9 protein-coding genes and 2 pseudogenes are annotated in these 11,489 nt (G+C 40.8%); 9 read left to right on the plus strand and 2 right to left on the minus strand.

The genetic code is table 11. The features are described from left to right. Positions 1-73: 73 nt before the first annotated feature. Entirely contained in the window at positions 74-514 is a 441-nt protein-coding gene (locus GXK58_RS20485; RefSeq protein ID WP_160725041.1) for a VanZ family protein, read from the plus strand. Between the two features lie 146 nt (positions 515-660). Continuing rightward, a complete protein-coding gene (locus GXK58_RS20490; protein WP_160725042.1) occupies positions 661-1,032 on the plus strand; it encodes a hypothetical protein in 372 nt (123 codons plus the stop codon). Positions 1,033-1,399: 367 nt separating this feature from the next. On the opposite strand, the pseudogene GXK58_RS20495 reads toward GXK58_RS20490, so the two are convergent. Next, positions 1,400-1,759 (minus strand): annotated as a pseudogene (locus GXK58_RS20495) (glycosyl hydrolase family 95 catalytic domain-containing protein); the annotation flags it as partial. A 62-nt stretch (positions 1,760-1,821) separates the two neighbouring features. Further along, positions 1,822-1,872, minus strand: a pseudogene (locus GXK58_RS27765) (hypothetical protein); the annotation flags it as partial. Between the two features lie 512 nt (positions 1,873-2,384). On the opposite strand from GXK58_RS27765, the gene GXK58_RS20505 reads away from it, so the two are divergent. The 7 genes from GXK58_RS20505 to iolG all read left to right on the plus strand — a co-directional run bounded on the left by GXK58_RS20505 (position 2,385) and on the right by iolG (position 11,316). Next, positions 2,385-3,653 (plus strand): ABC transporter substrate-binding protein, encoded by a 1,269-nt coding sequence (locus GXK58_RS20505; RefSeq protein WP_237389731.1) that lies wholly within the window; start codon positions 2,385-2,387, stop codon positions 3,651-3,653. A gap of 61 nt (positions 3,654-3,714) precedes the next feature. After that, positions 3,715-6,210 carry a hypothetical protein gene (locus GXK58_RS20510; protein ID WP_160725044.1) on the plus strand — a complete coding sequence of 832 codons (2,496 nt, stop codon included), beginning with the start codon at positions 3,715-3,717 and terminating at the stop codon, positions 6,208-6,210. Further along, positions 6,128-7,090 carry a carbohydrate ABC transporter permease gene (locus tag GXK58_RS20515; protein WP_160725045.1) on the plus strand — a complete coding sequence of 321 codons (963 nt, stop codon included), beginning with the start codon at positions 6,128-6,130 and terminating at the stop codon, positions 7,088-7,090. The genes GXK58_RS20510 and GXK58_RS20515 overlap by 83 nt, the downstream gene beginning before the upstream one ends. Further along, positions 7,087-7,914, plus strand: a complete 828-nt coding sequence (locus tag GXK58_RS20520) for a carbohydrate ABC transporter permease (RefSeq protein WP_160725046.1) — start codon at positions 7,087-7,089, stop codon at positions 7,912-7,914. The genes GXK58_RS20515 and GXK58_RS20520 overlap by 4 nt, the downstream gene beginning before the upstream one ends. A gap of 15 nt (positions 7,915-7,929) precedes the next feature. Beyond that, positions 7,930-9,048, plus strand: a complete 1,119-nt coding sequence (locus GXK58_RS20525) for a glycoside hydrolase family 88/105 protein (RefSeq protein WP_160725047.1) — start codon at positions 7,930-7,932, stop codon at positions 9,046-9,048. Positions 9,049-9,103: 55 nt separating this feature from the next. Next, the gene (locus GXK58_RS20530) at positions 9,104-10,108 is read left to right on the plus strand and encodes a LacI family DNA-binding transcriptional regulator (RefSeq protein WP_160725048.1); all 1,005 of its coding nucleotides are present in this window, start codon (positions 9,104-9,106) and stop codon (positions 10,106-10,108) included. Positions 10,109-10,290: 182 nt separating this feature from the next. Then, entirely contained in the window at positions 10,291-11,316 is a 1,026-nt protein-coding gene (iolG, locus tag GXK58_RS20535) for an inositol 2-dehydrogenase (RefSeq protein WP_160725049.1), read from the plus strand. Positions 11,317-11,489 lie beyond the last annotated feature (173 nt).

Below are 11,489 nucleotides of genomic sequence, written 5' to 3' on the forward strand. Positions count from 1 at the left end.
ATTTAAGCATTTTTTAATATTGTCAATCTGCAAATATGGTAAGATAGTAGTAAAAATTTTCCGGGAGTTATAAATGATCATTCAGAAAAGGCTCGTTCATGTTTTATTTTTATTGGCCATTGTCTTCATTATCAGTTTAACCCTTATTGCTGACCCTACTGGAACAAGGGAGCATAGATACAACTTCATTCCATTTAAAATCATCACAAGAATTCTCTTTCATAAATCGTTATATGATATCATCCTAAACATTGCAGGTAATATTATTCTCTTTCTGCCATTTGGTTTTCTATTACCACTAAGTTGGAGAAAGGTGAACACGATTTACAAAGCCATACTAATCGGAGCACTCTTATCAATAACGGTTGAGTGTGCTCAAATTATCTATCCTGATCGTCTGACAGATATTGATGATGTCATTTTAAATACATTGGGAGCTGCCCTGGGATACAGGCTGTTCGTGTTTACCGTTGATTTAGTTACGATTGATGAAGATCAGATGAACGTTTCATGACATGTCATTCATAAAACATAATAGTGGCAGCATCGTATGGATGAATCCGCATGTTTTGACCGGGTTCTTTTGCATTTTCCATTACTTTCTTCTTTCATCGATAAATTGTATTATAGTAAGACACAATAATGTGAAGGGGTGAGATTATGCCGACAGCTGATAAAGCAGAGAAAATTTATCAACTTTTTAATGCCATGGAAAAACAAGACAAGAACGAAATGATGGACTTAATTCAGCATTTACAAGCGAGTGATTTGATTACGTTATCAAAGGTTGCGCCGCTTTTACGCAGTCGTTTAAGGGCGATTACCGCAGTGGAAATCGAACTCGTTGAAAGTGCAGATGCAGAGGAAAATGAAGTAACCGAGGAAGAACAAATTGAACTGAACAAGCTGTATGGAAATCGAGCACAGACTCCTCCTCAAGAATTTATTAAATACAAAGGTCCTGACCAATTGTTAGATATGATTATGAAAAACAAAGAACAAAAAGGATGGAAATTCAAAGATGAGCAGTAGATTCCGCATTAATGATGTGTATTTCCATCCTGATCTTGTTAATATTGATCTGTTTGGATAAAAGAGTAGGAGATTACTATAATGAAAATTTATGTAAGAACGGAGGGATTATGCAATCCATTCCACAAACGAAGGGGTTCTTAGGAGTCCCTTTTTTGTGTGCACATAGTTCATTAAGGATAGATAGAAGGTAAGAACAAATGGAGTATTTAGAAACTTGAAACTCTCCCTGTGATCTAGTCAAAAAGCAGCATATTAATAGCTGTGATAATTTGGTAATATATAAAGGTTGCAAAGTTATAAGGATGATGGGGGTTCAGCGTATAGCTGAATCCCTTTTCCAATCCAGCTTTGGATAAAAACGGAAAAATCCTCCGCGTGCTCTTAGCCCTTTAACAGATCCATTTGGCCAGACAGAAGGCAGAGCAGGCAGCAGCTGGATTTTATCGGTATGTGACTGCATGAGCATTTCGGCTAGTCCTGCTGTAAATCCAAAATTCCCATCAATTTGAAAAGGAGGATGCGCATCAAAAAGATTAGAATACACGCCGCCCTTTTGACTCTGGCTGTTCTCCTCATTCACGAGCTGAAGAAGATTAGAAATTAATGTATGAGCTCGATCTCCATCTTTAAATCGTGCCCACAAACAAATTTTCCAGGCAAGACTCCAACCTGTATCATAATCACCTCTTCTTTCCGGACTTCTTCGGGCAGCATGGAACAGTTCCCTTCCTTCAGAATCTCTTTTGCCTTTGGACTATTCGTATCTTTTGGTGCCCCTGACCATAAGGTATCCTCATTCAATTGCAAATGTTCCTTTTCTATTCCGCCATAAACCATGGAACCGAGGCGTCCATTACCAATCGGAAGTGCTTCGTTTCATGATTTAGCCGGCCGATTATATCGTAACTTCATATTTGTCTCTCCTTTTTACATTGAATAGGAGCGAGGGGACGGTTCTCATGCTTCCCAATTACTCATGCAAACTTTTTTGTGATTAAGTTAAGCGATTACCCCTATTCAGATATCCAAATTTATGCGGTACCAGATTACAAGTCACATAAACAAACTTAATTAGGATCTTTTCCTTTCATTTTTTTTAATAGAAGGGCTTTTGTAATGCTTTTACCATTAGTCTATATGTTTAGAGGATTACTATAAATAGTAATATTAAAAGATTAAAAAGTTATTAGAATTTTAAAAATGTATTGAAAACGGTATGGGCATGGAATATAATAGACACAAGGTAAGCGCTTTCCCGTAATAAAATGGTATTTGTGGGAATTTCAGCAATTTTCTATTTGTTTATGTATAAAGCGCTTACTCTACATAATTTTAAAGAGGTGGATGGAGTGAAAAAAATCAAATTAGGTTTGGCTTTATTGTTATCCTGCTTGCTTCTAGTTGTGTCAGCATGTTCGAATTCCAGTTCAGGTTCAGAAAAGGCCTCATCAGGGTCTAAGAAAATCCAGTTTTTTGTATCAGGGGATACGGTTGAAGGTGGCGCTTTAACAGAAATGGCCAAGGAATATAAAAAAGAAACTGGAGTAAATGTTCAAGTTGTTGATGTGCCGTACAGTGACTTTGTTACAAGGATGACAAACATGGTCAAATCTGGTAATCCGCCTGCATTAGCACGGGTGACAGGCTTCAGCCCAATTTGGAGAGATAAATTGGCGGACTTGAGCTCCACAATGGACAGTAAAGGGGTAGACAAAAATTTAGCCATCACCATCGATGATAAGGCTGTAGCTATTCCAATCGATTTAACTGCTGTCGGCTTATATATTAATAAGGATTTATTTGATAAAGCCGGTGTAAAAGTTCCGACAAGTGAACAAGATATTTGGACTTGGGACGAGTTTATCAGTGATTTAAAGATTGTCCTTGATAAAACAGATGCAAAATACGGCTTAGTTATGGATCCATCTTCACACCGCTTAAGTTCATTCTTATACCAATTTGGAAGTAAAGGATTTGTGAATGAAAACGGAAAGTATACCACAAATGCTGAAACCAAAAAAGGTTTGGAAACCTTCGTTAAGTTAAATGACAACAAAATCATGCCAACCTCTGTTTGGTTATCTGGACAGGATGCATCCGCTATGTTTAAGAGCGGACAGGTTGCGGCCTATTATTCTGGTAACTGGCAGTTAAAAGATTTTGACAAAAATATTAAAAACTTCAAATGGCAATCTGTTTATATGCCATACGAAAAGGTTCGTTCTACTAACCTAGGCGGTAACTATGTTATCCAATTCAAAGGATCTGGGGTAGAGAAGGAAACAAAGAAATTTATTGATTGGTTATATACAAAAGAAAATTATGCAAAAATGGCAGGTTTAGGCGGCTATCTTCCAGTAGTGGAGGGAGCGGAGGTTGATTACAATTCAAGCGAGATAGCTACAAGTGCGTATGATGTTTACCGCAATGAAATCAGCTCTTCTGATCCAGTTGCAGCAGTAGCAAGATCTGTCAATGATAAATTACAGCTAACTTCTGATAAACAAGCTGTAGATGCCCTAAAACAAGAAGTCATAAAAGTTTTAAATAAAGAAGAGTCTGTTGACCAAGCGATTAGTAATGTTGAAAAGACTTTTACAGAGCAATACGCAAAATAATAAATCATGAGAGGGAATACTGGTTTTTCCATATTCCCTCCCTATTAAGTGAGGTATCATAATGGAACGCTATACATATCAAGTTCAACCCAACCAAGCGATGAATCGCTGGATATATACTGATTTAAACATCGAACCCTATGAATCTGAAAAAGATACGTTTGAGCAGCCTGTTAATTTGACAGAGGAATATGTACAAATTGTCTATCCTGGCAGAAAACAATTTTTAGAAGAGCGTCTAAATAAAGAGATCCAAATGACCGATTCAGCGTTCCAGCATATTTATTTCCCTTTTGAAAACACACGCTTTGAGTTTTCTTCTTTTATTCCAACTCCACACATGTTAAGTGTTTACGGTAAAACCTATGTCGTTACAGAAAAGGAAGAAACTCTCCCTTTTACGCTCAGTACATGCGGCAGTGTAGAGATTTGGGTCAACAATAGTAAACAGATTAGCTATACTCCTTATACAAGAAATCTAGCCTCCTATACACAAATTCAATTGAACCTGCAAAAGGGAACGAATGAGATCGTTATTTATATGGATGATCTGGCAGAGAGAGATGTCAATTATTTCATGGAACTGCGCTATACGGGCGAGCGGACGTTAGAGGCCTACATTCCTGTCAAAGCATCTCCTGAAAAAATAAAGAAAGCAGAAGAATTGTTAACCTCTTTTTATTTTTCAAAAGATCTCTATGATTCTGGCAGCCTGGAAATCTATCTTGATTCAGAGCATATCGATCTGTTTCCCCAGCTGTTTGTGAATGTCAATCGCAATCATTTATTAAATCCGGTCTTAGTAAAAGAATCTGATCAGGATACAGAATCACCTTATGATTATTTCTTTCAGGTGAATAACCTGGATGAAAACAAGATTACGCTGATGCCAATCAGTGAACTTTCCTCCAATGGGCTCGCTTATTTTGATATTGGCGTCGTGGTGGATGGTGAAGTGGAGATTAGCAGAAGAATGGTTTCATCCATTCTGGCCAATGATTATTCCTCCAAATCCTTTTCAAATAATCTGCCCGAAAGAAAGAAGGAGATATTGGAGTTCTTTACGGAAAGGGATTCGCTTGACTTAAATGTGGGGATTGCCTTGGCACACCTCAATGGTACCGTCGATTCCCGTGCGATCAAACATATTAAAAGCTGTTTTAACGAGATTGAGAAAAAGGGCGACTGTGCCGATTTCAGGCTCGCTCCATTGCTTGGGTTTACGATTAAGTATCAAGACATCATCCCAGCCGATTTTCATCGTGAAATCGAGGAGCTTGCCGTTCATTTCAGATATTGGATCGATGAGCCTGGAAACGATGTGATGTGGTATTTCAGTGAAAATCATGCCTTGCTTTTCCATATTTCACAATACCTTTCCGGCCATATGTATCCAGAAAGACGGTTTTCCGTAAGCAACAGAACCGGAATGGAACAATATGAAATTGGTAAAAAGCGCTTGGAGGAGTGGTTTGACGTCTTTTTCGACTATGGTTTCTCCGAATGGAACTCAACCACCTACCTGCCGATTGATCTAATCGGATTCTTCAGTCTCTATGAATCGGCACCGGACGCCTCTATTAGGGATCTGGCTAAAAAAGCTTTAGATATCACCTTTGAAATTATTGCGATTAATCTTCAGGGGAAAACGATGTCCACGACCTACGGGCGAGTATATGAACATGATTTAAAGGCGATGGAGCTGGGAGAGGTAGCGAACCTTTCCTTTATCGCCTGGAAGAAAGGGAATTTAAATCATGCATTGAGATCGACCACCTTATTCTGTATCTCAGACTATACACCGCCTGGGTTAGAGCAAAATTTTATCGAAGACGAATCAAAGGCGCTTGTTTCACAGTATTTACAAGGAATTAAGAAGGTCTATACCTATAATTACAAAACGAAGAATTATGTTATGAGCTCAGCAATCAATTTCAACGCCTTTAAAAGAGGGCACCAGCAGCATGCCATGAATATCGCTTTAGGACAGGATAATACCCAGATCTGGATTAATCATCCGGGAGAATCGGTATATAGCGGAGAAAACCGTCCTAGCTTTTGGGCAGGAAATGGAATCAGCCCGAATATCCGCCAATATAAGCAATACATGCTAATGGAATATCGGTTACAGGAACCTTTCCTTCCATTCGTTCATGCGTATCTGCCTTTCTGGAAGCTGGATGAGATCATCGAAAACGGAAATTGGCTGTTTGTAAGGAAGGATCAAACCTACCTGGGAATCTACTTCAGCCAGGGCTTTGAAAGAATAAAAGAAGGAGCAGTCGCTTATCGGGAAGCCCGGGCCTACGGGACTTCGCACAAAATCGTGTGTATCTGTTCTTCAGAATATGAGCATAAGACCTTTAATGATTTCATTCAGGAACAGTTGGAATCTGAAATTAACATTACGGACGAAGAGTGGTCATACCGGAATCAGCAGGTTGGCACATTGACCATGAAGGAGGAGGAATTGTATGTCAATCATCAAAAAGTCGAGTATAACGCCGGATACCGATTTGACAGTGAATTACTCGAGTGTCAAACAAGTAAATGTTAAGAAAGTAGCACCACGGAAAAAGGATCGAAATCAAAAATGGGCTCTGGCCTTTGTCATCGTGAACATGGTTTTATTTACTCTGTTCTTTGCTTGGCCGGCCATCCTGGGTATCTATTATTCTTTTACAGATTATGCTGGGGTAGAGGCTCATTTTATTGGTTTACAAAATTACATTAATCTTTTCCACGATTCTAGTTTTTACAAAGCACTTGGGCGGACGTTTACGTATACGATTATCGGTGTCCCAACATTGTACGTAAGTTCTTTATGCATCTCGCTGCTATTGGTCAGCAAATATACAAAAGGGAAGTCAGTGGCAAAGGTCATTTTCTTCCTTCCCTGGCTGATTTCACCAATTGTCGTAGGGGTCATTTTTCGCTGGATGTTTGGAGAAGATTTCGGGTTTATCAACTATATCATTCAACTAATGGGATTTGATCCTGTTCATTGGTCTACAGATGGTAATTTAGCGCTATTAACCGTTTTGATTGCGTCAGCATGGGGAGGAACGGCTTTCAATATGCTGATCTTCATTTCCGCCCTGCTTAACATCTCTAAATCCTATTACGAGGCAGCAGAAATTGATGGAGCGAATGGCTGGCATAAGTTCTTCCATATCACTTTGCCGTCCCTTAGGCCAACGTCGTTTATGGTCATCATGCTATCGTCGATTGGTTTTATGAAAGAATTTGCGCTAGTCCAGTCACTGACGAATGGCGGACCAGGAAATGATAATACGTTTATCGTTCAATATATTTATCAGACAGGATTTAACAATCAGAATATCGGTTATGCCAGTGCCGTATCGATGATATTATTTATCATCCTGCTGATCTTTGCCGTCATTAATCTAAAGGTTGAAGAGAGGGGTAAACAATGACTTATCGAAATAGGCTCACAACCGTTCTCCTTACTACCATTATGGGGTTATTAGCACTTGTGTTCTTGGTTCCTGTTTTATGGTTCTTATTAAGTTCCTTTAAACCGGGAAGTGAATTATTTGCTTATCCGCTTCATATTTTTCCTAAAAAGTTTTCATTTGAGAACTATGAATATGCTTGGCAAACCATGGAATTTATGAAATATGTATGGAATACGCTGATCGTCACTGTGGTAACAACAGCCTTGACCATCCTTGCCAGTGCATCCTGCGGGTTTGCCTTGGCGAAATACAGATACAAATGGTTGACGGTGTTCTTCCTATGCATCCTGACAACGACGATGTTACCGACGGAAGTAATCATGAATCCAACCTTCATGGTGATTCAAAAGCTCCACCTTTATGATAGTTTATGGGGATTAATTATTCCTTCCATCAACACAGCTACCGGGATCTTCATGTTTAGACAGTATTTCATGACAGTACCAGATGATTTGATAGAAGCTGCCAGAATTGACGGAGCCAGTGAAGGCAGAATCTTTTTTAGACTGATGTTACCGATCGCGAAGCCGATTGTCATTACCTTAGCCATTTTATCTTTCCAGTGGCGCTGGAATGACTACATTTGGCCATTAATCGTTATTAGTGATCCAAACAAGTATACGATTCAGGTCGCGTTAAGAAGTATCGTCGGGGCAAACAATATTGATTGGGTCTTGCTGCTATCTGCTTCTGTTATATCGATCCTTCCGATGGCGATTTTATATGCCATCTTCCAACGGTACATTATGGATACAGGCGCTAGCTCCGGATTGAAAGATTAAGTGAGGTGAAGAATCGTGACAAAAGTACTAGCGGATGTTCGTGAATCTGTGTTAAAAATAACTAACCAGCTGCTGCATTTAAAACGACCTTCTAATGAAGATTCTTTAAAAGAAGTGGGCGATGCTGAAAAAATCGGCTACTTCCCAAGGGACTTCGGAATGGAAGAGTGGGATTGGCCTCAAGGAGTTGGATTACTGGGTTTGAAAAACCTAGGCGGAGACCCAAAATTCCCCGATTATCACGGGTTTATGAAAAAATGGGCCGAAGATCAAATCGAGCGCGGTTTACCCTTGAAAAATATTAATACGACGGCACCGATGCTAACCCTAATGGACTTTGATGACATGGAGCCGCTCGCGCTGGAATGGGTGGACTGGGTCTACAACCAGGCCCCAAGAACAAAAGAAAACGGGCTTCAACATGTAACTTCCGGTGATACCAAACGTGAGTTGAAGCTGAATGAAGGGCAAATCTGGATTGACACCTTGTTTATGGTGGTATTGTTCTTAAGTAAAATGGGGGTTAAATATAATAACCAAGCTTGGATCGAAGAAGCTGCTTATCAAACTAATCTTCATATAAACCATTTGTTCAATCAGGAGGATTCCCTCTTCTATCATGGCTATGATTTTGAGAATGACCATCATTTTAGTGAGGCGTATTGGTGCCGTGGGAACAGCTGGTACACTTTAGCTGCCCCGGAATTAATCGAGACACTGAAAGGTAAAATATCCCCTAAGGCTTATGAGAAGATGGCGGGCACCTTTAAAGCCCAGGTGGACCGGTTAGTCGGATTGCAGTCAGAAAATGGTTTGTGGCATACGCTTCTGGATGATCCTGATAGCTATACCGAAGTTTCCGGGTCGAGCGCCATTGCCGCAGGGATGTTAAAAGGAATTCGGTTAGGATTATTGGACTCAAGCTTACTAGGAGTTTGCCGAAAGGCAGTCGAAGCAATTTTGACCAATATCGCTGAGGATGGAACGGTCTTAAATGTTTCCGCCGGTACAGCGATCGGGAAGGAAAAGGAAGATTATAAGCGAATTATTATTGCACCTACTGCCTATGGTCAGGCATTGGCCATTGTTCTCCTATCCGAGGTCCTGCAGCATAAGGGTTTGTTAAGCAACTAAACAAAATAGTATAATGATTTAATGACTTCATGTAGTGGGAGAAGGGGAGAAGGCCATGAAACCTACTATTTATGACGTAGCAAAAGAGGCCAATGTGTCGATTGCTACCGTATCCAAAGTGTTGAATAATACAGGTCGGATTAGTGAAAAAACCAAAAATAAAGTTCTGGCAATTATGAAGGACCTAAAGTACCAACCAAGCAGTGTCGCTACCGCTTTAACGGGAAAAAAAACCTTCACGATAGGCGTGCTCGTTCCCGATATCGCTAACCCATTCTTTGCGGAAGTAGCCCGGGCACTGGAGAATAATGCACGGGAGATGGGTTACTCGATTATTTTGTGCAGCACTGATTATCAGCTGGAACGTGAGCATGATTATCTGGATCTGCTGATTAAAAAACAAGTCGACGGAATTATCATCGCAACTGAGCCAAAGGATGTAAAAAAATTAAAAAATCTTAATGATCAAAATGTCCCTTGCGTCCTGTTCTCGATTGATCATCTTGCGCTCGATTCCCACGTTGTCACAACCGATGATATCAGGGGCGGGTATCTAGCAGGACGTTACCTTTGTCAAAAGGGACACCGATCGTTTGCCATCATTTCCGAACCGCGACGAGCGAGCAGCCGGCTCCGTGTAGAAGGGTTTACAAAAGCTCTTGCTGATGAAGGCGTAAACCCTGCGAACGTTCGGGTGATTGAAGCTAAATCCAAGATTGATGAAGCGAAATGGGCTGCGAGTCAAATTTTTCATTTGGAAAATAGGCCAACAGCAGTTTTTGCTACCACGGATTTAATTGCTGCCGTTTTTATTAATGAGGCACGGAAAGCAGGCGTATCGGTACCGGATGATATTTCGATTATTGGCTTTGATAATACCATCCACGCGGAAATATCTGATCCAGGCTTAACCACGATCGCTCAGCCGATTGCCAAGCTGGCCAGCTATACCATTGAGCAATTGCTGGATTCGATTGAGAATCCTGGAATGCCTGCAAATCGAATCATGCTTGCTCCTACACTCATTGAGCGGGAGTCGGTGAAAAATATACATTCATAATAAGGAAAGCTGACCGACAAATGTTTCGTCAGCTTTCATTTTAAGGGTGGGGTTAAGCGCTTAACTTCATTTGTGAAGGATGATACAAAAACAATCATAGAAAGAGGTTGCAGAAAGATGGTTTTTGACCGTTGGGGTTAAGCGCTTAACTCCTGCAATCTATAAAAGGGAGGATGTTGAATATGGCATTGGCTGTTGGAATCATTGGAGCAGGACGAATTGGAAAGATCCATGCTGATAATTTAAGAAGGATTTCAGGTGTAAGATTGAAAAGTGTTTCTGATGTGGCCATTGGCCATCTGGAGGAATGGGCAAAGGAAAAGCAAATTGAAGTACTGACGGCGAATTACCAAGATATTTTGAATGATCCTGAAATCAATGCTGTCTTCATTTGTTCACCTACCACGACTCATGCTAATTTGATTATGGAAGCGGCTGCAGCCGGAAAGCATATTTTCTGCGAAAAGCCGGTTAGTTTTTCAGTCGAAGAAACGGAAGAGGCCCTCGCAGCGGTTGAAGCAGCCGGTGTGAAGCTGCAGGTAGGTTTTAACCGCCGCTTTGATCCTAACTTCCGCAGGATTCGTGAGCTTGTCCAAACGGGTGATATTGGCGTTCCACATATTTTAAAAATTACCTCACGTGATCCAGAACCTCCAGGAATTGATTACATAAAAACATCAGGCGGGCTCTTTATGGACATGGCGATTCATGATTTTGATATGGCACGCTATATTATGGACAGTGAAGTCGTTGAAGTGTTTGCTAATGGAGCGGTGCTGGTGGATCCGGCGATTGGCGAAGCCGGTGATATTGATACAGCTATTATTACTTTGAAATTTGCTAATGGCGCCCTTGGTGTGATTGATAACAGCCGCCAGGCTGCTTATGGATATGATCAGCGTCTTGAGGTGTTTGGGGATCAAGGTGCCGCACAAGCTGATAATAATCGTGCGAATACGGTGGAGGTTTCGACTGCTCAGCATGTGTCAAAGGAAAAACCGTTGTACTTTTTCCTAGAACGTTATACGCAGGCTTATATTGATGAAGTGAATGAGTTTGTTGCGGCGATTTTGGAAAATAAAGAGGTTATTTGTAGTGGGAGAGATGGATTGCAGGCGGAGCGTATTGCGAAGGCGGCTAAGAGGTCGCTGGAGACTGGTGCACCGGTGCAGCTGCAAGGTGTGGATGTATCTGCTGTGATTTTGTAGTCTTTGGATGGCTAGTCTGGCGGAATTAAGGGAGAAGTAGGCGGAATTGCGACGGAAGTAGGCGGAATTAAAGTTGGATTCGGCGGAAAAAGCAGGAAAACCGGCGGGATTATTCAAAAAACCGGCGGAATTAATAGAGTCGTCAGGCCCGATGATTCTACTAAAAAGGGAAA

Origin of the sequence: Bacillus sp. USDA818B3_A, assembly GCF_009928415.1 — a bacterium.
Taxonomy (GTDB): domain Bacteria; phylum Bacillota; class Bacilli; order Bacillales; family Cytobacillaceae; genus Neobacillus.